Source organism: uncultured Gimesia sp. (genome assembly GCF_963976445.1).
Lineage (GTDB): Bacteria > Planctomycetota > Planctomycetia > Planctomycetales > Planctomycetaceae > Gimesia.
The window spans coordinates 17,635-39,846 of sequence record NZ_CAXBKP010000030.1; the positions used below are offsets into that span (position 1 = coordinate 17,635).

18 protein-coding genes and 1 tRNA gene are annotated in these 22,212 nt (G+C 49.0%); 6 read left to right on the forward strand and 13 right to left on the reverse strand.

All coding sequences use genetic code 11. The features are described 5' to 3' along the window. Window positions 1-293: 293 nt before the first annotated feature. Both AAC022_RS23465 and AAC022_RS23470 read left to right on the forward strand, forming a co-directional pair. Window positions 294-1,697, forward strand: coding sequence for an alkaline phosphatase PhoX (locus tag AAC022_RS23465; RefSeq protein ID WP_339735056.1), 1,404 nt, complete (start codon window positions 294-296; stop codon window positions 1,695-1,697). 291 nt (window positions 1,698-1,988) lie between these two features. Then, entirely contained in the window at window positions 1,989-2,843 is an 855-nt protein-coding gene (locus tag AAC022_RS23470; protein ID WP_339735058.1) for a GntR family transcriptional regulator, read from the forward strand. A gap of 2 nt (window positions 2,844-2,845) precedes the next feature. On the opposite strand, the gene AAC022_RS23475 is transcribed toward AAC022_RS23470, so the two are convergent. Then, window positions 2,846-3,373 carry a hypothetical protein gene (locus AAC022_RS23475; RefSeq protein WP_339735059.1) on the reverse strand — a complete coding sequence of 176 codons (528 nt, stop codon included), beginning with the start codon at window positions 3,371-3,373 and terminating at the stop codon, window positions 2,846-2,848. Window positions 3,374-3,424: 51 nt separating this feature from the next. Between AAC022_RS23475 and AAC022_RS23480 the strand changes: the two genes are divergently transcribed. The 3 genes from AAC022_RS23480 to AAC022_RS23490 all read left to right on the forward strand — a co-directional run bounded on the left by AAC022_RS23480 (window position 3,425) and on the right by AAC022_RS23490 (window position 6,457). Further along, window positions 3,425-4,351: a DUF1559 domain-containing protein gene (locus tag AAC022_RS23480; RefSeq protein ID WP_339735061.1), complete on the forward strand. Its 927-nt coding sequence runs from the start codon at window positions 3,425-3,427 to the stop codon at window positions 4,349-4,351. A 110-nt stretch (window positions 4,352-4,461) separates the two neighbouring features. Continuing rightward, window positions 4,462-4,956, forward strand: coding sequence for a hypothetical protein (locus tag AAC022_RS23485; protein ID WP_339735063.1), 495 nt, complete (start codon window positions 4,462-4,464; stop codon window positions 4,954-4,956). Window positions 4,957-5,053: 97 nt separating this feature from the next. Then, window positions 5,054-6,457, forward strand: a complete 1,404-nt coding sequence (locus tag AAC022_RS23490) for a PepSY domain-containing protein (RefSeq protein ID WP_339735065.1) — start codon at window positions 5,054-5,056, stop codon at window positions 6,455-6,457. Window positions 6,458-6,517: 60 nt separating this feature from the next. Here the strand turns inward: AAC022_RS23490 and AAC022_RS23495 are convergent, their stop codons facing one another. From AAC022_RS23495 to AAC022_RS23505, 3 genes are all read right to left on the reverse strand, one after another. Next, window positions 6,518-7,681: a transglutaminase-like domain-containing protein gene (locus AAC022_RS23495; protein WP_339735067.1), complete on the reverse strand. Its 1,164-nt coding sequence runs from the start codon at window positions 7,679-7,681 to the stop codon at window positions 6,518-6,520. Between the two features lie 365 nt (window positions 7,682-8,046). Next, window positions 8,047-9,036 carry an aldo/keto reductase gene (locus tag AAC022_RS23500; RefSeq protein WP_339735069.1) on the reverse strand — a complete coding sequence of 330 codons (990 nt, stop codon included), beginning with the start codon at window positions 9,034-9,036 and terminating at the stop codon, window positions 8,047-8,049. A 229-nt stretch (window positions 9,037-9,265) separates the two neighbouring features. Further along, window positions 9,266-9,339: transfer RNA gene (locus tag AAC022_RS23505), tRNA-Pro, on the reverse strand. Window positions 9,340-9,869: 530 nt separating this feature from the next. On the opposite strand from AAC022_RS23505, the gene AAC022_RS23510 reads away from it, so the two are divergent. Further along, window positions 9,870-10,202, forward strand: a complete 333-nt coding sequence (locus AAC022_RS23510; RefSeq protein ID WP_339735071.1) for a PEGA domain-containing protein — start codon at window positions 9,870-9,872, stop codon at window positions 10,200-10,202. Window positions 10,203-10,231: 29 nt separating this feature from the next. Here the strand turns inward: AAC022_RS23510 and AAC022_RS23515 are convergent, their stop codons facing one another. The 9 genes from AAC022_RS23515 to AAC022_RS23555 form a co-directional block, all read right to left on the reverse strand. Continuing rightward, a complete protein-coding gene (locus AAC022_RS23515) occupies window positions 10,232-11,062 on the reverse strand; it encodes an alpha/beta fold hydrolase (protein ID WP_339735073.1) in 831 nt (276 codons plus the stop codon). 40 nt (window positions 11,063-11,102) lie between these two features. Then, window positions 11,103-12,776: a sodium/solute symporter gene (locus AAC022_RS23520; RefSeq protein ID WP_339735075.1), complete on the reverse strand. Its 1,674-nt coding sequence runs from the start codon at window positions 12,774-12,776 to the stop codon at window positions 11,103-11,105. Between the two features lie 32 nt (window positions 12,777-12,808). Further along, window positions 12,809-13,843: a succinylglutamate desuccinylase/aspartoacylase family protein gene (locus AAC022_RS23525; protein ID WP_339735076.1), complete on the reverse strand. Its 1,035-nt coding sequence runs from the start codon at window positions 13,841-13,843 to the stop codon at window positions 12,809-12,811. Between the two features lie 46 nt (window positions 13,844-13,889). After that, on the reverse strand, window positions 13,890-15,008 hold the full coding sequence (locus AAC022_RS23530) for a mandelate racemase/muconate lactonizing enzyme family protein (RefSeq protein ID WP_339735078.1): 1,119 nt from the start codon (window positions 15,006-15,008) through the stop codon (window positions 13,890-13,892). Between the two features lie 48 nt (window positions 15,009-15,056). Then, a complete protein-coding gene (locus tag AAC022_RS23535) occupies window positions 15,057-16,457 on the reverse strand; it encodes a DUF1501 domain-containing protein (RefSeq protein WP_339735080.1) in 1,401 nt (466 codons plus the stop codon). Window positions 16,458-16,472: 15 nt separating this feature from the next. Beyond that, the gene (locus AAC022_RS23540) at window positions 16,473-19,865 is read right to left on the reverse strand and encodes a PSD1 and planctomycete cytochrome C domain-containing protein (protein WP_339735082.1); all 3,393 of its coding nucleotides are present in this window, start codon (window positions 19,863-19,865) and stop codon (window positions 16,473-16,475) included. Window positions 19,866-19,883: 18 nt separating this feature from the next. Continuing rightward, window positions 19,884-20,504: a GntR family transcriptional regulator gene (locus tag AAC022_RS23545; protein ID WP_339735084.1), complete on the reverse strand. Its 621-nt coding sequence runs from the start codon at window positions 20,502-20,504 to the stop codon at window positions 19,884-19,886. A gap of 85 nt (window positions 20,505-20,589) precedes the next feature. Beyond that, window positions 20,590-21,114, reverse strand: a complete 525-nt coding sequence (locus AAC022_RS23550) for a hypothetical protein (protein WP_339735086.1) — start codon at window positions 21,112-21,114, stop codon at window positions 20,590-20,592. A 52-nt stretch (window positions 21,115-21,166) separates the two neighbouring features. Further along, window positions 21,167-22,090 carry a DUF1559 domain-containing protein gene (locus tag AAC022_RS23555; protein WP_339735088.1) on the reverse strand — a complete coding sequence of 308 codons (924 nt, stop codon included), beginning with the start codon at window positions 22,088-22,090 and terminating at the stop codon, window positions 21,167-21,169. Window positions 22,091-22,212: the final 122 nt, after the last annotated feature.

Here is a 22,212-nt window from a genome sequence, read left to right on the forward strand (position 1 = left end):
TGCCCTGTCAGATCTTCAGGTCCAATCCGTTGGTTGGTATCAAATAGAATAAATCCGCGCTGCGCTGTTGTGGATGGTTCAAAATATGTGGCCCTTTGTGAACATGGCATTTCACTCGATTTTACAGATGGTTATGCGTGAAGAGGCCCGTTTTGGGGAGTAGAGGCCAGTGAACAGCGAAATAAGAATTTGCTATTTAGAGATCTTAATGCAACGTTCATTAAAACTTAATAAATGGCTGTATTATCCCCAAATAGATCCAGACGTTGATTTGTTTCAATGAGTGAAACTGGATGTTGAATTCCCAGCATAAGGCAGAGCAAATCGTGCGTACCTCATCTTCGCGACGTCATTTTTTAAAGACCGCTATTACCGCCCCTGCGGTGGGAACTGTCTTTTCTCGTTTTCTGACGACAGCGTCTGCTCATGGGATTACGAAAGACCATGCTGAACTTCGCCCCGCGGCGGATGAGACAACGGGATTGCCATTACTGCGGTTACCAGAAGGTTTTCGGTATCAGTCGTTCGGTTGGGTCGGAGATCAAATGTCGGATGGAGTGATCACTCCCGAAGGCCATGATGGCATGGCGGTGATTTCCCAGAAAGAGGATGTGATTACTCTCTGTCGGAATCATGAAATTCGCGGTTCCCAAAGTTTCGGTCCGGAAGCCATTACATTTGACCGGAAAGCGGGCGGCGGTTGCGCGAATCTTCAGTTTGATATCAAAGCGGGGAAATGGTTGAAAAGCTGGACCAGTTTATCGGGGACCGTACAAAACTGTGCCGGCGGACCGACTCCCTGGGGAACCTGGTTGTCTTGTGAAGAGACAGTAATTGGACCGAAAGAAAGTTTTCGAGATATTCAATATCAGCATGAAAAACATCATGGCTGGGTCTTCGAAGTACCGGCAGAAGGGACGGCTTCATTAGAGCCGCTGGAAGCATTAGGACGGTTTGTGCATGAAGCGCTCGCCATCGATCCGCGTGATGGCATCATTTACGAAACGGAAGACCGGGATACAGCGGGCTTCTACCGCTTCCTGCCGAATGAGCGTGAGGTGCTTACAAAGGGGGGAGGCTTACAGATGTTGAAGGTCAAAGGTCAACGGGATTTGCGAACCGGCGCAATACGTGGCGTTCGTTATGAAGCGGAATGGGTCGACATTGAAGATCCGGTCCGTCGGAATACGCCAGGCAAGGAAGACGGACTCGGCGTTTATTCGCAGGGGAAAGAGAAGGGGGCTACCACCTTTGGTCGCCTGGAAGGATGTTGGTATGGTGACGGTCTGGTTTATTTTAACTGCACCAATGGCGGAGAAGCCGGCCTGGGTCAGGTCTGGTCATTCTCACCCAAAGATCAGACACTGCAACTTGTGTTTCAGTCTCCCAGCCATGAGATTCTGGACAGTCCGGACAATTTAACAGTGAGTCCGCGAGGTGGATTGATTCTGTGTGAAGATGCGGATCTGAAACCGCTGCGTTTGCATGCACTGAGTCGTAAGGGAGTCTTGAAAACCGTAGCGATTAACAACATCCAACTGAAAAAAGGACAGTATGACAGTCTGGAGGGTGATTTCAGCGGTGGTGAATGGGCGGGCGCTTGTTTCAGCCCGGATGGTCAATGGCTGTTTGTCAATATTCAGCATCCCGGTGTGACCTTTGCGATCACAGGTCCTTGGGATGAACTGGGGGTTTAGCGGAAGGCCCTTTCTAAGTCATTGAGACGATTTCAAGCCTCTTGTTCTGTGGTAGAGCAACGAGGCTTATTTCATGAACAAGTACACCAAAGGAAGGTGTGTCTCGGCTGAGAGCCGTTTGTCCTAAGGTAATAGGAGTTTTCCGCATTTCCGAAGATGCGGGCTTTAAAGCACTTGTGTTGAACTGTAAACTGAAAGAGTGTCTGACGGGTCTGCAGTATTTTCGAGACTCACTTTTCTGATTTTACAAACAAAACTTGCCTGTCTGCTTTAAAGTCTAATATTCAAATAATGTCGCTCAAGAATTATATCAAGAATGATTTGGAAGTTCGTTTGCGGAACGGTCAGGAGCTACCTGCGCAGCTGACATTGGATTCATTGGCAGAGCATTATGAAGTCAGTTTTTCACCCGTAAGAATTGCGCTGGCCGAACTGGTTGCAGAAGGACTACTGCAAAAAGGATCCAATCGCAGGTTGGTCATAAACCCGGAGCAGATCAAACCGTTGAAACGCGGGAAAAAGTCGGTCTTGCCAGAACCTCCTGCCGACATGTTTGAAGTGATCACGAATGACTTTGTGAAACTGAGTTTGCAAGGAGAGCCGGTCGATATTCGTGAGGAAGTGACCGCTCAGAAATATAAAATCAGTCGATCATCACTGCGGATTATTTTGAACCGTTTAGCGGGGACCGGGATACTGGATCACATTCCCCGCCGAGGCTGGAGACTGAGGCCATTTCGCCAGGAAGATATGCAGTCGTTTCTGGAAGTGCGTGAACTGCTTGAATTGAAGGCGCTGGAACTGGCAAAGCCGCATCTGGTCAAAGAAGATCTACAGAGAATTCTTGATGGAAATGTGATTCCAAAGAAGAAGACTGAGAGTGTGGTGATCGATAATTCATTGCATGAATATATCATCGAAAAAGCCGGGAATTATTACATTCAGGACTTTTTTCAGCGGCAGGGCAGATATTATGACATTCTGTTTGACTGGGAAGACCAGGATCGGGAAACCGCAATTGAAACGGTGCGTCAGCATCAATCCATTCTCAAAGCGTTGATCAAAAAAGATTGGCGATCTGCTCGCAAAGCCCTCTCTTATCATATCCGCGATAACCATCCGATATTGAGCAAAATCGCTAAGTAAATTCAATTGGCAAGAATCATGATCTGGCATGGTTTCTTAACTCCGTTTGAACATGACCGCTCTAGATGCTGGTGATTGTTTTCTAAGCTAGACCAATCATTCAGCAAGAGATCAATCTGGAGAGCCGGATGAGCAAACATTCTACTGCATGAAACCTTTACTGCGGCGTGCTGGTCTGGCTGGGAATATTTCTTCGAGATCGCCGTCTCTGGCAACTCATCCCATTTCGGAAACTGAAACAAGAGTAAGTGTTGTGGCGTTGCACATGGAGGAACTTGATTGGCTTCTCTGAAGTACAGCAATGATCTATTCTGAGACAGCCCCGCCAATTCAAACAAACTGTAGGCAAACTGCTTTTCGATTGAATGTACGAACTCTTCAAGTGATTTTTTCTCTCTTGAGTTGACAAAGCTTGCTTTCAGTTTATGATGATGATTGTTGAGACTGAATCTCAACTTGTTTACTGTTCTTAAAAAAGCTGCAAGCCAATCCGCATTCCTGCGATAGCCAGCCTCACGCTTGAGCCACATCTGATTGAACGATGTGGTTTTATAATTTGGTTATCTATCAGGAGTTGCGCCATGCTTACGTCAACTTCCCGTCTCCGACGGGGTTTTACGCTCATCGAATTATTGGTTGTAATCGCGATTATTGCGATCCTGGTTGCATTACTGCTGCCGGCAGTTCAACAGGCCCGCGAAGCAGCCCGCCGAACCCAATGCAAAAATAATATGAAGCAGCTCGGTTTGGCCGTGCATAATTACCACGATGTTTACCGGTGTGTCCCCACAATTGGTGTCGCTGAACGCAGTGCATTTGTGGCATTGCTACCGTATCTGGACCAGGGGAATTTACAGAATTCGTATGATTTTGACCTCCCCTGGCATAATGCTGCGAATCTGAGCAAATCAATGCAAGTGCCCACCGTACTTCAATGCCCGTCTACTCCTGGTGCGGGTGAGCAAGCAGTTTCCGGCGCTGCGACCTCTGACTATTCCTATCTCTACTCACCCTTTAATGATGTTGATCTCTACAATGCGCCTGGAAAGTCTTTCTTTCATTGGGGGGCAAAGATTTCGTTTCGTGATGTGACGGATGGCTTGACGAACACACTGATGTTTCACGAGTCTGCCGGTCGAGCACACTGGTACGTGGGGAATGAACGGGAACCGGGCGGCGCAGCCTCTCCCCAGATGTATGTTCTCTATGGTGATACCTGGGGGGCAGAACGTGAAGCCTGGACCTCACATGTTCTGGGGACCTATTTAGCACCCAGTCTGGTGACACCTGCTGCGACCTCTGGCGGCGAACCTACCGTAACGCTGTTTGGCGGATCGGAAATAATGAACGTCACCAATTTCTACAGTGCTCCCTATTCTTTTCATACCGGCGGTATACACGTTGCGCTGGGAGATGGCTCTGTTCGCTTCCTGTCGGAGAACATGAGCGTGGATACCATCTGGGCAATGTCCAGCTGTGGTGGCGGCGAAGTCCTAGGTGAATTCTGAACCGGGTTGGTTGAGATTTTACCTGCATTGTTTGTTACCAAATCTTCTTCTGCCTTCGCCCTTGCGCACTCAAGCGGCAGCGTCTACACATAGGAAAGTGGTATAGGAATATGAGATTATTATGGATCTTTTTCGCGGGTCTGTTGATAGCCGGGTGCTCCGGCGAAGACTGGCAAGCGAAAACGATGAAGACAACCGGTTATGTGACTGTGAATAATCAGATCCCAGCCGGTGCAATTATCCGACTGCATCCGGTGAATAAAAATGTCGACAAACGCGCTTCGCGACCGTCGGGCATTGTTGCGGACGATGGAAGATATACCCTCACGACCTATGAATATGGTGATGGCGCACCGCCGGGTGACTACGTTTTTACAATTTACTGGCCACAAAAACCAGAATTAGGAGGACTTTCACCAGACCGGCTGGGAAATGTCTATGCAACTCCCAAGACCTCAAAAAAGACAGTAACGATTACGGAGCAGGGGACTCCGATTCAACCGATCAATATCGAGGATGCCAAAATTATTGAGCCCGGTGAACAACAGAAGGGTGGAAAAGGCACGAATCGACTCCCCATTGGACCGGGCATGAAAAAAAGATGATGCGGATTAGTTGAATACGTGCAGGTCAACAGAAGTGCAACTGTTTGGGGCGCGAATGACTTCGAACAGTGCTTCTATTCCAGGAAAGTAGATCCCCGTGAAACAAACCACGAACAGTACAACGGTTGATGCGATCGACGTTGAGGAATCAGATGACACTGAAGCTGGTGTTTCTTCGGCGTCTGCACGAGAGCCCCAGATCAGTCTGTTTCGAACGGTTTGGCGGTGGCACTTTTATGCTGGGATTATCACGGCACCATTTTTGATGACCTTAGCGATCACGGGGATCATTTACATCTTTTCACCCGAGATTGGCCGACTACTGCGAAGCGATCTGGCGTTCGTGGAACCACAATCGCAGCGACTGACGCCGTCGGAGTTGATCCATGCTGCTCAAACGCACGCCGATGGTTGGGAAGTAACGGGACTGGTTGCCCCTCCCGAATTAGATCGCTCTGTGACTGTCTCTGTTGTGAATGAGGATGCCGGAACCAAAAAAGAGCTCTATCTCAATCCATATGACGCGACCGTATTGGGGGAACTTGATCCCCAGGCAGATCCGGTGCGTGGTTTCTTCAAAGTGGTATTGGATATTCACCGTCATTTGTTTATCGGAACGACTGGTCGCGTGATTATAGAACTGGTTACATCCTGGGGGCTGGTGTTACTGTGCACGGGAATCTTTTTATGGTGGCCTCGTCGCCGGGAAAAAGTGCGTGGAGTCTGGATTCCACGACTCAAGGCAAAACCCTATGTGATCCTCAGGGATGTGCACGCTCTGGCGGGAATCTATTTATTGCCAGTATTGCTGCTGATTGTCAGTACCGGACTATTCTACACCGTTGTCTGGGGGAAAGGCGTCTTTGTCGTTTCAACTGTCGCGAATAGCGGTATTGCTGGTCTGTCAGAATTCGCTGAGGGAAAAGGCAAAACAGAGAAGGACGAACAGGAAAAAGTGCTACCAGCGTCAGAGCAGATTAACGCTGCCTGGTTTGTTGCCGCAAATGAGTATCCGGATCGATCTTTGGAACTCGTGATGAAGAATTCATCGGAATCTGGGATCAATATTAGAGCCATGAATGCGCACTCGACAGGAACCTATGGTTCCTATAAATACGATAATGTCATCATCGATCCGCAGTCAAAAACCATGACCAGCGTCGAACGTCTGTCTGATCACCCCGGCTACTGGTTACACGGCTGGACGTACCCGCTCCATGTTGGCAGTTTCTGGGGCCCTACTACCAAGGTTATCTGGTTGGTCGCCTGTCTGGTTCTGGCGGGGATGCCTGTGACAGGATTATGGATGTGGTGGAAACGCCGACCTCAAGGACAATCTGGTTTTCCACGCCGACGTGAGCATGGACTGCCCTGGTGGTTGACCGCACTCATTGTACTATGTTGTTTGTTCTTTCCCCTGGCAGGTGTCAGTGTGCTACTGGTTCTGTTAATTGACTTTCTCAGGAACCGTGGATTCAAGAAGAAATCAGGCTCTGTCTGACGGGAAGTAGATCTAAGCTAAAAACCGTTTGGTATTTCAAGAAAAGGGACAATCATTCAATCAGTCATCTGTCAGTGTCGAAAGATCTTTAAAGGGTTTTTTGAAGGCCTTGTCTGCGGTGTAGCGGTGTGAGGTCATCCAGGAGAATTCCCGTTTTTTTAAATTGGCAGGATCGGGTTCGGGCAAGACTTCGCCGTCGGCTTCGACATAGGCTGTTCGAATCACGCGAGCCGGATTAGAGGCTTTCGGGACTAATTCGTAATCGGTCCCTTTGGTCAACAGCAGCCAGCTGTTTTCGCGAAAGCCCGATTGCATCCGTTTCCGGGCGGCGGCGGCCAAACCTGTTTTCTGCGAATCGGAAAGTTCTTGTGAGGTCTGGATCTTCTTAACGAGTTTCTGTGTTTCGGATAGATCAAAGCTGACCCAGCCATAGGGGGGTAAAAAAGCTTCCATTTTGCAGTGGGAAGGAGAATTTTTCGGAAACAGTGCCAGGCCGTATGTGACACGCGTCGGATAGCCGAGTGCGCGTCCCATGGTGGCACACAGTCCGTGATAATCGCTGCAATGTCCTCGTCGTTGTACGAATGCATGATTGGCATCTGCTCTTAGCGAGGCATTGATGTGATCGTAAGCCAGGTTCTGGTCGATCCAGTTCATCGCACTTACCAGAGGCATGCTGGCGTTATTGGAACCAGAAGCGATTTGTTGTATGACTTGCTGAAACTTTTGTTCTTGATTCAGTGATTGAGGTTGAAGATAAGACGTAAATGTATCAGGCCACTTTTTAACTGTTTCAACTGATTTTGGATTCAGCTGCCAGTCTAAATTCCAGACTTTGGCTTTGAATCGGTGTGTAATGATCTGAGCACCATGGGGATTGTGAAATTCAAAATAGGCAAATCGATTTCCATAAACGGGTTCGTTATTGATCTGTGGTTTCACGTCGTTGGGAAATGTGCTGAACTGGCTGTCTTGAATCTGCTGCGCAAAATCGGTTTGCGGGACCGGGACCCATACTTTCAAGACTTTGCAGTGGTAGGGAGGTGTCACCACGATCGAGAATTCCACACTGTGATTAACGGGTTCCTTCTTTTCGGCATGGTAGGGGGTATCAGGAGTCAAGGTCTGGCCTGATTGATCTTGAGCAGAGCAGTTTGAGATTGGCTTGAATATCATTGCCAGAGCCATCACCAGCGCCACTGTGAGAAAAAATCGATCAAGCATGAGAGGGCTTTCTGATTCAGTCATAACATTGTTTCAAACAAAGGCATGATCACACGCATCGAGTGGGTTGTATTATCAGATTCGTACGAATGACAGAATGATTGTAGTCGCATCGCCAGGAGTTGGCAACTTGAAGTGGAAGAACTTGGTCAGCATTAATGAATAACAGCGCGACACGAGATCTCGCGAAGCGCTGTATTGAACGGAATTGGGGCGATAGGATTTGAACCTGCGACCGCTACACTCTAGTGTAGGGCGTTGTACCAGATCAGCATATATTCCATTTTCTAAACAGGTTGAATGTCAATTTATCGGGCGGATTTCCAGCTGACAAGATCGCGCATGCCCGTTTCAGTTGTCGGTTCTCAGCGATTGATCATTTTCATTGCGGCCTCAGGGTATCGATCCCCTTTCACTTTGATCTGAGCAGCGGCATTCTCGATTTCAGAGAGATCGGATTCAGAGAGCTTGATCTCAGATGCTGCGATGTTCTCCTCGAGACGATGTGATTTGGTCGTCCCCGGAATGGGAACAATCCAGGACTTTTGGGCCAGCAGCCAGCCTAACGCGATTTGTGCTGTCGTTGCGTTGTTACGCTTCGCGATCCGATCAAGAAGCTCAATCAGTTCCAAGTTTGCTTTCCGATTTTCCGGCGAGAATCGCGGGACTTTGTTGCGAAAGTCGCTACTGTCGAACGTAGTGGATTCGTCGATCTTACCGGTCAAAAAACCTTTCCCGAGGGGGCTGAAGGGGACAAAGCCGATCCCCAGTTCTTCGAGTATTGGGAAAATTGCTTCTTCCGGTTCTCTCCACCACAGTGAATATTCACTTTGTAGTGCGGTCACAGGTTGCACTGTATGGGCGCGGCGGATGACTTCTACGCCCGCTTCGGACAAACCAAAATGTTGAACCTTGCCTGCCTGAATCAGTTCTTTAACCGTTCCAGCGACATCTTCGATAGGCACGTTGGGGTCAACTCGATGTTGATAGAGCAGATCAATGTGGTCGGTCTGTAGCCGCTTCAGAGACGCTTCAACAACTTCCCGGATGTGCTCCGGGCGGCTGTCGAGACCTGTCTGATTACCCTGCTCATCAATTGCGAATCCAAATTTGGTGGCAATGACTACCTTGTCACGGACGGGTGCCAACGCTTTGCCAACCAGTTCTTCGTTCGTGTACGCTCCATAGACCTCGGCCGTATCAAAAAAATTAATGCCCAGATCGACAGCCGTTCTGATCAAAGCAATTCCTGCTTGCTCTTCAACAGGCTTACCGTACCCGAAGCTCAGGCCCATGCAGCCGAGTCCCAGTGCGGATACTTCCAGATTACTGTTTCCCAGTTTCCGTTTCTGCATTGCTATTTCCTGTTTGATTGTTGTGGAGAGTTTGTTCGTTGAGTAGCTTGCGTGGCAGTTCAGCTAAGACTGTAAACGAAAATTTAGTAAACCGACTGAGAGAGTGCTTGTGCGTATTTGTAAGTTTACCGAAACCGCTACGGTTGAGTAGGGGGGAAAAGAAAAAGCTTAAATCCCGTCAACAGTTGTCTTCACAACGTTTAAAGAGATTTAAGCTTTTTGAAAGAAGTCGGGACGACAGGATTTGAACCTGCGACCTCTACACCCCCAGTGTAGCGCGCTACCAGGCTGCGCCACGTCCCGATTTGGTTAACGATCCTGATGTACTGGCTCAGAGATCGATAACTTACTATTTATTCGCACTTTATCGCACGCCCGCGGAAGAAATTCAAGATAACCGAGTCACTTACCCGCTTTTGTCTTCAAAATAATCGGTGAAACACCATAAAACTGCTTCTTTCAAGGCCTCAGTGATAGTGAGAAACATTTCAGGGGGATCAGGTTCGCAGGTTTCTGTTTATTGATCCTGTTTTAGTGTAAGTGCGTAAGTCGTTATTACATAAGTGTTTGCTGTGTTGTTCGAGGCGCCGTCATAATGAAACTTCTCTTGGCAGAAATTGGGAAGTTAAGTAGAATCCCCGCTCCGGAATCAGGCTTTAGAGCCTGCGCTCTCACTTTTTTAGTCGTTGTCAATTTCATTCAAACCGTCCATGTCCGATTCTGTTCCACCTGTAAATTCAAATTCAACCCTCTCCGTTTCTGTGAAACGTTGGCTGATTGTTGCGCTATTGGTGTTGGTCTCAGGCAGTCAAATCGGCTGTGTGCATCGGAGAATGACCATACGTTCGGTCCCGACGGGGGCGCTGGTCAAGGTCGATGGAGACGAAATCGGGTATACGCCGGCATCGGTTGATTTCACTTATTATGGTACTCGTGAAATCACACTCACCAAAGATGGCTATGAAACGCAGACTGTGATGCAAAAAGTGAAGACGCCCTGGTATCAGACATTTCCGCTGGATGCCGTCTCTGATAATCTCTTGCCGTTCGAGGTCACGAATCGGCACGAGTTTACCTACCAGTTACAACCGAAGGTGGTTGTGCCGACCGAAGAGTTGCTGAATCGTGGCAATCTGCTGCGTAGCGAAACTCAAATCGGTCAGTAGCCGGTAGCCGGTAGCCGGTAGCTGGTGTTTTAGTTTTTCTTTTGTGATGTTCGTTGGATCACAAATTCCAAAATGGAAACACTGTCTTCATACGACGTCGCGTGACCTTGTTGGGGACGGTCGATCAGCAGCACGTTATCGTTGAGCTGTTTGAGAACCTTGCTCAAGCGTCGAGCGCTGTCAGGGGGAACCAGTTGATCCTGACCGCCGACCGAAATACTAAGAGGCATGGTTAATTTTTCCGGCCAATACTCGGCACTCCGTTTTTTATATTCGTGGGGAATTTCCTGTTTCGTCCCGCCGAAGGATGTCTGGATAGCTGTTTGAAATTTGTCGTATTCCAGATGATTGGCCGTGGGATTCATCGCGGCGACCCCAGCGATCAATTCGGGATGAAGCGCTGCAAAGGTCAGGCTCGAAGATCCCCCCATGGATCCCCCACACAAAAACACGTGCTTGATTTTATAGTTCGATTTTAGGTCGTTGATGATTTGAATCAGATCCGCTTCGGCTTTGGGACCCATCCATGAGGTCCGTGCACGGTAGTCGGGAGAAATATAGATCATGTGATATTTCTGAGCGATATCGCGTGCTGCCTGGCACTCGCCTCGCTTGTCTTTGATGAACTGCCAGCGATCAGAGCCATGGCCGTGCAGTGCGATTAATACCGAATGTGGTTCCTGATTCGAAAATGCTTCGGGTAGAATCATGACATAACGTTGCCTGGTTTGATCGCAGTTTGCGATGAATTCGAAATCTTGGGGAGCCGACTGTTCCAACACCGGATCGGCAGCGAAGACCGACATCGCAATTGCCGTTTTCAAAACAAAGATGGTAAGAATCATTCGACATGAGTTCATAATAAAATCATTCATCTATAAAGATTGGCTTGAAAGTCTGTTACCAGAAGTAACCAAAGATAATCCAGAAGGAAATTGCGATTAGTAAAATCGCGTACCAGTTAGGGTTTAGATATTGTGGAACTGGTTTTGAAAACGGAGAGAGTTTGATCTCGAGTAATTCCTGACGACTCTCGGAGAGCCAGTCGTGCTTCGGTGAAACTTCAGGCTGTTTCTGTTTCAGGGGCGCTTCTTTTTTCAGCCAGCCCCATTTCGTCGCTGCTGCAAACATGGCGATGGTCGTTACGATCATGGAGCAGGGGAAGGCGTACCATTTTTCGGTAAGCACTGGGCTGAGCCATTCAAGGTCAACGAGTTCGCGATCGATGAACCCCAGTAGTCCGAACAGAGAGCCAGCGAGCAGTCCGACAAGGCCGCTTTCGCGCGGGACCCGAGTCAGCACGCCTAACAGATAAATCGTAAATAAGGGGGTGACAAAAATGGGAATCAGGGTGCGGAAGGCTTGGATCATATTGTCATAACGGACAATGAACGGGATATAGAGGAAACCCATCAACAGGATGCCGATGGTGGCCCAACGCGTGACTTTCAAGTAGTGCTTTTCAGTCTGGTCCGTACAAATCCAGCGTGCGTAAATGTCGCGGGTAAACAGAGCCGATAAAGCGGAGCCGATTGAATCGAAGGTACTGATGGCGGCGGACAGAATTCCGGCGACAACCAGGCCTTTGAAGCCGGGGGCCAAAAACTGATTCGCAAAATAGGGAAACAGCTGGTCGGCTGTGGAATGGTCAGTAAACTCGGGAACGATGACACGCCCCATGACGCCCATCAACGTGGTGCCGATCATGATGGGCATAATCAGCAGGCAGCCAAACAGCGTTGCCATTTTCATATCCCATAGCGAACGTGCCCCCATCAGTCGCATGGTTTGAGTATGATTCACGGTGTAATATCCCAGGCCTACAATGGTCCAGCCGATGACAATCAGATAGGGAGACGTTGATTGACTGTCTTGAAATTGGCCGATGTGTAGCCAGTTGATCAAGGGCTGTCCATTCGCGTCGGTCGACTCGGATAGTTTTTGAACGGTGGCAGACCAGCCTCCGCTGGCAGACCAGACGGCGCAGAATATGGTAATGCCTCCGGCCATCATGATCAGGCTCTGTAATGCATCGGTCCAGACCACCGAGGTCAGGCCGCCCCAGGTTGTGTAGGCAGCAGTGAAAATGACCAGCAAGACAATCAAAGCCCAGCATTGGACTGGTGAAAATTCGAGAATTCCCTGTAACATCAGATAGATCGACCAGATCATCAGCCCCAGCATACTGGTCCGGTATTGAATCTGAATCAGCGCACTGATTGTTCGAATGGATTTTCCGTACCGGGTTTCCAAGTATTCCGCGTTGGTATAAAAACCGCCGCGATATAAGACCGGCACAACGATAAACGAAGCCAGGATGGCCCCGCAGACACTGGCGAGTGTAAAGGCCGTGATGATGTGCATGCCGTGGTTATAAGCATATCCCGTCAACGAGACGGCATCAGCATTGTCGACACTGGTCGCGAAAATCGAGAGACCTAAACCCCACCAGGGGAGAGACCGTCCTCCCAGGAACCAGTCACTGCTGGATTTGGTACCACGAGCCAGATAAAAGCCAAACGCGATGACCGACCCATTCAGAACGAAAACGATTAACCAGTCCAACCAACTCATGTGGGGTATCCCTGTTGTTGAGAAACACGCGGTTATTCAAATGTTTTCAGAACTGCCTGATCTACATCATGCGCCAGACAGAACAGAATATCTCCCTGACTGGTCAGAGTAGGGCCGCGATGGGCAATGGCGATACCGTCGGAATTGGCGTGAATGATCGTTGGTTCGCGATCGGGACGTTCGAGGAAGTAGAGTGCTCCCAATGGTTGCCCCTCAGAAACGTCAGCTCCGACATCCACAAAACTTTCGAAGAGACCGGACTCTGGGGAGAAAATATAATCTTCCGCATCCAGTGCCTGGATCCAGCGAGTCGGAGGCAGCTCTAAATCAGAGCGACTTTTTTCTTCGCCTTGCAGCACTTTCAGGTGGATCAATACATTCTGCAGCCCCTCCTGAGAGAGCCGATGGACGGCAGCGTTTGTGACTTCGCCACCTCCCATTTCGGTGGTGACGACCGTTTTTCCCAATCTTTCCGCTTCGACAGGCAGGAGTCCTTTGCCGGCGATATCGGCATAGAGAAATGCGAAATCGGTATTATAAGCCTGAGTTGCTTGCGCCATTCGGCGGCGTTGTTCTCGATCTTCGACCAGATGCATATGGGCACATGGATAAAAATAGACGCCGCGACCGCCGGTATGCAAGTCGATGACAACGTCGACCCGTGGAAAGAGTTCGTGTGTCAGGTAATGCGCCATGATGTCAGTCACTGTGCCGTCTGCATTACCGGGGGCGCAGCGGTTCAAATTCTTACCATCCAGGGGAGAAAGCCGGGTGGCTGCTTTGGCTGCAGGAATGTTAATCGCAGGGATGAAAATAATGCGTCCTGAAATCTCTTCCAGATTGAGAGTTTTCATCAATTTCATAATGGCAATCTGGCCTGGATATTCATCGCCATGATTCCCCGCCATCAGGAGCACAGTAGGGCCTTCGCCGTGCGCCATTGTGGAAATGGGAATCTGCAGTTGTGCCCAGCCACTGAGGTTATAAGAGAAAGGGATATTCAGCGTGCCCCACTGAATTCCGGGTTTGTCGAAATCAATCTTCGTTTGAATGGGAGTTTGAGTCATCGGGCTGATTCTTTTGATTAAGGGGGGGGGAAATCATGTGTTGGATTTATTTCGATTCTGAGACGACGTGCGCTGCGATGAATTCTTCATTCAGCGTAATTCCGAGTCCTGGTCGATTGGGGACTTGAATCACGCCATTTTCCGCCTGTACTTTTTCGTAGGTCAATTCGTGTCTCAGTGGTTCGTCTTCGACACAGTCTTCGAAGATGAATGCGTCTTTGCAGGTCGCCAGCCAGTGCAGGCTGGCTGCGACGGTGATCGGGCTGGTGTAACAGTGATTACAGGGCCGCGCGCCAATTTCTGCGACTCGTTGTTTCAGGTAAGAGGCTTCTGTGAAACCGTTGCGGGCCAGGTCAATTTGATAAACGTCGAGGGCGCGTTGATCGAAATAAGGACGGAATGATTCGCGGCCACATTCTTCTTCTCCCGCGGCAATCGGAACGGGCGAACGATCTTTGAGCCAGGCGTAGCCGGCGACATCGTGCGGGAACAGCGGTTCTTCGAGCCAGCCGATGTTGTAATCGGAAAATGCATGTGCGCGCTGCAACGCGGTTCTGGCATCCCAGACACAGCCTGCATCAATTAATAACGTGCCATCTCCCATTCCTTCTCGGGCGCCGGCAACGAGTTCCAGATCGAGCTTTTCTGACTGGCCCATCGGTTCCCAACCAAATTTGACGGCCGTGTAGCCGTTTTCAATCCAGCGCTGGGCGATGTCACAGGTTTCCTGACCATCTTTGCCAAACAGAATCGACGCATAGGCCTGGAATTCCGTGTGATGCTGACCTCCTAATAGACGATGGATCGGCTCGCCGAAATGTTTGCCTTTCAAATCCCAGAGCGCCATATCGATGGCAGCCATCGCGGTAATGGTGACGCCGGTTCTGCCAAAGTACATGGTGTGCCGATACATCTTCTGCCAGAGTCGTTCCGTTTCCAGTGGGTTTTCACCGATGAGGAGTTCTCTTAAACCACAGGCGACATTGTGACTATAGGGCGCGTCGATGATTGCTTTGACGACTTCCGGTGAAGAGTCGGCTTCACCGATTCCTTCCAGACCATTGTCAGTTTTAATACGGACCAGAACGGAATCCTGGCAACTGGCTGTTTTATTTGTAACGGATCCTGATCTCAAAATTTGACAAACGATTTGTTCGATTTTCATGAATCTAAAGCGCCTTGAATGAAATGTGTGATTTAAAATAGAGATTGGTTACGCAAGGATTTCTTTCACGACGTGGCCATGCACATCGGTCAAGCGGAAATCGCGGCCTGCGTAGCGGTAAGTGAGTTTTTCGTGATCAATGCCCAGTAAATGCAGCATTGTGGCATGGAGGTCATGCACGTGGACTTTGTTTTCAGAGGCCGCAAAACCGGTTTCATCGGTTGCGCCATGGACGTGTCCGCCTTTGACTCCTCCGCCCGCCATCCACATGCTGAAGCCATAGTGGTTGTGGTCGCGGCCGTTCATGGCGGGAAGTTCTGCGACGGGGGTTCTGCCAAATTCGCCGCCCCAGAGAAGCAAAGTGGAATCGAGCATGCCTCGTTGCTTTAAATCGGTCAGAAAAGCGGCAATGGGTTGATCCCATTGACCACAAAGCTGCCTGAGACCTTTTTCAATATTACTATGGTGATCCCATGCCTGGCCGCCACTATGCCAGACTTGGATAAATCGGACGCCCTTTTCGAGCAGGCGGCGGGTCATCAATAGCTGGCGGCCTTGTAACCCATCGCCGTACATTTCGTGGATGTGTTTCGGTTCTTTGGAAAGATCAAGCACATTCGATGCTTCAAATTGCATGCGGTAAGCCAGTTCGAAAGACTGGATTCTGGCTTCGAGTAGCGAGTCGTGTCCTCTTTGTGCCAGATGGCGCTGATTGATTTTTTGTAACAAATCGAGTTGACGGCGCTGACGTTGGGGCGATTGCGGGTTATTGATGTTTTCGATTAATCGCGAGACGTCCGTTTCTTTCGTATCCAGGTGGGTTCCTTGAAATGAGCCGGGCAGGAAAGCGGAACGCCAGTTTTTAGGACCCACAACGGGAAAACCATTCGGGCAGAGGACAACGAAACCGGGAAGATTCTCGTTGAGTGAACCGAGGCCGTAATTCACCCAGGAACCGAAGCTGGGGCGAGGCAGGGCATTGTCGCCACAGTTCATCAAAAGTAAAGAAGGCTCATGATTCGGGATATCAGAGTGCATCGACCGAATGATGCACATGTCATCGATATGGGCGGCCGTTTTCTGAAACAGCTCGCTCACCTCGATTCCGGATTCACCATATTTTTTAAACTGAAAAGGAGACCCCAGGGCGCCAGCCGTCTTTCGTTCTGTCGGTAAATTTGGATTAGGGAGCGGCTTGCCATGAAACTTATTGAGTAACGGTTTCGGATCAAACGTATCCACGTGCGAAGGGCCGCCGTTCATAAACAGGTGCACGACTTGTTTGGCCTGGGCGGGATGATGTCTGGTAATTGGAGTCTTGCTGCCTGCCGCCTGTGCGTTTTCCTTCTCTGTCAGGCCTGCTAACGCCAGCATTCCCATTCCCATGCCGGATCGCGTCAGCATTTCGCGCCGGGTGAAGGGGGGGAGAGATTGTGTGAATTGATGCATGGTTTTCCTGCAGGATTAATCGATAAACTGAAATTCGTTGGAGAGCAATAAAATCTGAGCCAAACTTTGCCAAGGCGTGATATGGATATTGTCTGGTTCCCTGAAGTCCTGGGAATAGTTCCAGTGTCGCACTGTCAATTGACTGCGATCTGTTTTGGAAGTTGCTGCTGTTTCAACTGGTTGGACTGTGATTTCGGGCGACCAGATAAATGAGTCAAACCCCAGCTGGTCTGCGATATCGACGATGAAATCAATCGTTTGATCTTTTTTTAATTTGACTTGGTCGAGATTGGTTTCCACCGACTTTTGATGAATGGTCCATGGTCCCAGAGCCTGTTTGCCAGCGATCAGTACACGCCCCCGCACTCCATTTCCTTGCGGCAGTTCGTGTTTAAAACTGCCTTTGATGGAAACCGTCATCGTTTCGGGGGCGCGCCAGCGAATCACCGCGACATGCTTCAGGTCATTCCCTGGATGGCCGCCGGTTTGATCTAAAAAGACCCAGCCGATTTTAGGGTCAGGCAGTCGATCACCGCCTTGGTACTGTTTGCCGTTCCAATAAGGAATTGTTTTGAAATTTGATAATGTTTTCGATTTCAGATCGTACGCGCCATAACCATACTCCCATTGAGACGCTGTGGGAGCTTGTTTTGTGGGAACCTGATCTGTTTTCAGAAACGCCAGCATGTCGCTCAATTCTTCCTGCGTTGGTGCGCGTTGCAAAATATTCTGATAGAGCTGGCTGATACCGGCTGTGGGATCAGAAACCTGTGACGCTTCTTCTCCCAGGATCTGGGCAGATTTCAGAACGAGCGGGTGATTCATCAGGAACAGTGATTGCCCCGGAACTGAGGTCGAATTGCGGTTCCCACTACTGACATCGGGAGAGGGGAAGTCAAATATGCGTAACAGGCCGGGAACGTTTTGGCGATTAATGGAGGTATATAAAGTTCTGCGTTGATTGGAATTCGCTGTGATTCCATTAATCGATTTTCCGCCGATATTGAAATTCAACTGGTGACTGACCTGGAGTAAACTGTCCCGCATGGTTTCGAAGTCCTGACGCCGGCGATTCATTCTCCATAATAGTTTGTTTGCGGGATCTAGCTTCTCTCCCGTTGCATGTGAGATACTTTGTTGTTGATAGGTCGCAGACTGCATGATATAGCGATGGAGTTTTTTGATCGACCACCCATTCTGCATGAACCAGCTTGCCAGATGGTCTAGAAGTTCGGGATGAGAGGGGGCCGCTCCCTGAATACCAAAGTCACTGGGGGTAGAAACAATTCCCTGTCCAAAGTGATGCTGCCAGACCCGATTCACAATAACGCGAGCAGTGAGTGGGTTTTGGGGTGATGCAATGGCTTTGGCAAGTTCCAGTCTGCCACTCCCCTGTGTGAATGGCTTGTCGGATACCTGGTTGAAAAAACTCAGGTAGCGTCTGGGAATCGACTGTGCTGGCATTCCCGGGTTTCCCCGTCGAAAAACTCGTGGTTCAATAATTTGCTCCGCGTCCTGTAGCGACAGCATTTGTGCCAGTTCGACCGGTGCCCCTGCGCGGGCTGTGTCTAAAGCCGCGTTTAGCTCTTGGACTTTTTTCTGTAATTTACGATCCGGAAACAGTTTTAAGATGGTAAAACCGTGTCGCGGCGTGACTAACGGCGAGTCAGGGCTATAAAAGGCTTGCAGGTAAGTCTGTTTTTGTGGAGCCAACGGTTTCTGGTTTGTTTCATGACCCGGTTTGGGGGCTTCTACGATCCAGTTGTCCCATTCCTGATCAATATTTTTAAAGAGCTTTTCGTAGCTCAATATCACATCCTGAAAGCTCTCAAGTTTGCTGGTTAACAGATGAGAGGCGATGAGCGAAATCAGGGGATCGCTGTTTTTGTTTCTGACTGCCTGTTGGAGTAAGGCTGGGGCCTGGCTGGCGAATTGATCGTCGGGAAATTTTGCCAGTTGATGCCAGAGGGTGAAGACCGGGGAGTTCGCCTTTTCAGTAAGATCCAGAAATTCTTGCCACTTCAATAAGACTTCCGGGTTCAAATCATCACCGTCGACGATGACATCAAATTTCACGGTATCCGGCCCGTCCCTGCGTGATTGTGCAACGCTCAGATACTCGGCTAGTCTCTTGTAAGTATCGTGCAAAACTTTGTCATACTGTTGTTGATAAAGTTGTTCCAGATTCTCAGCGGCCTGTTTTATGTTTTGTGCCTGCGCTTTCAGTGGGGCAGGGAGACTTTCTGCATTGACAAAAGGGAGATCAATCGGCTCGAGTGAATTTCGAAAGACTCCGTACAGAGAATAATAGTCTTCGATTGAAATGGGATCATACTTGTGGTCATGACAGCGAGCACAGCCAACTGTTAAACCCAGAAATCCACGCGTGACTACGTCAATGCGGTCGGAGATGATGTCATGAATGTCATTTTTGAATCTTGGACCAACGGTGATGAAGCCCAGTGCTGCTTGCGACTGATGCGGAATCTGGTCTTTCAATGAGTCAGCGGCCAGTTGTTCCAGAATAAACTGATTAAAAGGCTTATCTTGATTGAAGCTTTGGATCACATAATCTCGGTAAGTGAATGCGATGTGGAACGCAGGCTTCTCAAAAAAAACGTAGCCTTTCGTGTCTGCATACCGTGCCAGATCAAGCCAGTATCTGCCCCAGCGTTCTCCATAGTGTGGGGAAGCGAGTTGTTGCTGAATCACGGATTCGATCGATTGCGGACTTTGACTCTCGGCAAAGCGTTTGGCCTGCTGAGGTGAAGGGGCAAGTCCGGTGAGATCCCAGGAGATTCTCCGCAGGAGCGTCGCTGGTTTTGCAGGCTGTGATGGTTTGAGGTGATGTTCATCGAGTTTGGAAAGAATGAAATAATCGATGTCGTTCTGTGGCCAGTTTGTTTCTTTTACTTTAGGTCGGCTGGGATTTTGGACGGGTTGAAACGCCCAGTGTTCCGCGAAGTTGACTTTTGTGGTGTTGCCAATCGCTGCTGTTTCAGGCCAGATAGCCCCTTGACTGATCCATGTCGACAGAATTTCGATTTCTTCTTTTTTAAGTGGTTCCTCGGGAGGCATTTCGAGTGACTCACGGCGGACGGCGCTGATTAAGAGGCTTTCATTGGGGTGCTTGACTTTGATCGCAGGGCCTGTTTCTCCCCCTTTGAGGAGATGCACGCGAGAATCCAGCCGCAATTCTGCAAACTGTTTTTTGGGGCCATGGCATTCGATGCAATGCTTGATCAGCAGCGGGCGAACGTGCTGTTCAAAAAAGTGTTCCTGTTGTGTTTGCGCAGGCTGATTCGGTTTTACTTCTGCGCGGACAGATTGCAAGCTGCTCGAAAAGATTCCGAAACAGATCAGACCTTGAAGCAGGAATGTCTTAAGATGATTTATTTGAGTGTGCATAACTGAATTTCATCTGATTTATTCAATATGTTGTTCAATCGCTTCCAGTGACTCCGCCAGGCTTTTATTTTTGAATGCGTCGAGTATGGGCAGATGTTCTTCATAGATTTGAATCGGGTTGGTATATTTTAAATGGGATTCGCGAAAATGCCGTCGCACACGCGAGACAATGGAGGACCAGATTGCTAACAGGTCAGGGGAATGAGAGCGCGTGACTAACGCACGATGAAAGGCAATGTCGTGTTCCGAAATCAGGGCAAAGTCCTTTGCTTCACACGCGCGTTTCATTTTCTCAAGTATCGTTTCCCAAACGAGGAAATCTTCTTCTGCTAAGTTATCGAAAAAAAGTCGGACTGCATATTTTTCGATCGTGCAACGCAGCGGAATGATCAGTTCTGTGATTTCATTGGGGGCGGAAGTAGAAACCAGAGCGCCTTTGTTCCGATCCGTTTCGACAATTCCCTCCCAGGCAAGCTGTTGGATTGCTTCACGAATCGGACCGCGACTAACGGCGAATCGTTCGGCCAGGTCAATCTCACGTAAGCGTTCTCCTTCGGCGATCCTTCCTGAGAAAATGTCTTCTCTCAGACGCTCAACTATCTGTTCGCCCAAACCTCGGACCAACTGAGACTCATTCATTTGATTTCCTTAAAACCTGAGATGCTTTTCGCTATTGAACAATGTTCTATTATGAATAATAACTGAAATGTTATCAAAACCATTCCTATTTATCACCAAGATCAAAGTCGGTGTTTTTATTATCTCCACTCTCAATCTGAGCAGTCAGGCTGCTTTTTTGATTGTATTCTTTGGGGATGATTGACTTTACTTCATCAACCATCGTTCCTGGCGGGTTGGGCGTTCCCGCTTCAATTTTGTTCCCGGTTTTCTGATAAGCGGTGATTTCAACTCGATTCGTTCCGATGACCGGTCCGGAGTCTTGGGGGATCGAATATGCTCCTGCGCTGATTTTGGCGCCTGTTGAAGGCCCCACATTCGGTGAGACCGGTGCAAAAGTGATCGTGCCAACTTCTACAGGTGAACCCTTGAATTTGACCTGCCCGCTAACAGCCGCGCGTTCTGGACCATCGGATGTGGGTTGGGAACAACCGGATAAATAGACTGTCAAAAATGAAACGGTGATCGTGAGCAGAAATAATTTTAAACAAGTCCCTGTGAGAGACTTCGGAATAAACGGCAAGCATTGATCCTTTGGAATCTTTTCCAGTGAGATATGAACATGATTCATTTCATTGCCCTTGTAAAAACTGATGATGTATAACAATGCATTGCGTGAGAGATCAAAACTCGCCAATGGCATTACCGTCATTCAACAGGCCTAGATTTTGCCACGTGTTTAAATCTATATTTTCACTAATAAAACGAACTGCGCCATCTCCCAGAAGAGTGTGTACGCCTCCAGTATGCAGGCTCCGCGCGGAATAGAGCAGATTACGATTGTTGTGTGCCGTGTATGTGCCTGTGCATGCTGGCTTGGCATTGCTGTCGCAAAAAGCAGTACGCAATTGATCTGGAACATTGGAATTCGGAGTAAAGTTATGGTGGAAAAAGGGGCCTTCCGGATAATGTAGGACCCCGCGAAAGTCGGTTCCATTTTCAACTTTTTGCAGTTCCGAAACAACGATGGTATTGCTGCTTCCATCCCGGAAGTCCCGCATTTTTCTGGCAGAATTCTGACCAAAGGTTCCGGCAGCACCGCGTGCGGGAGGACTGGGGTCGAGTCCATAGCCCGAGACGAGCGGTCCGACACCATTGCTGGCAACATAATTACCTCTAGCGAAGACATTATAGGGGAGTGAGGGGACCGGCAGATCAGTAGGACACTGCAGCATGGGAATCGCATTCGAAATCAACTCATAATTCGTCCCACCGACGCTGGTACATCCAAAGCAAGCGTTGAAGTCTGCTGTATTGTAGAGATTCGCCTGATCAATAAATGGGAGTATTAAAGAGATCCAGGTAGCTTCATTACGCGCTGCCAGGCTCGTTTGGACATAACCCGGAGGCAGAACCTTATGAGTTTCAAGATAATTATGAAAAGCGAGTCCGAGCTGTTTCATGTTGTTTTTGCACGTACTTCTGCGTGCTGCTTCTCGTGCCTGCTGGACCGCTGGTAGTAAAAGTGCAATGAGAATTGCAATGATTGCGATCACTACCAGTAGTTCAATCAGTGTAAATCCCCTTGAGTTCGCTGGCGATTTCATTTCAATTCTCCTTCAAGTGTTTACCAATAACGGGATGATTCGAAGTCGATTCTGTGTATTAGTGGAGGGTGATATTTTCAGTATCCAGGAAGAATTAATCTGAGAGCTCTAGTAGACAAATT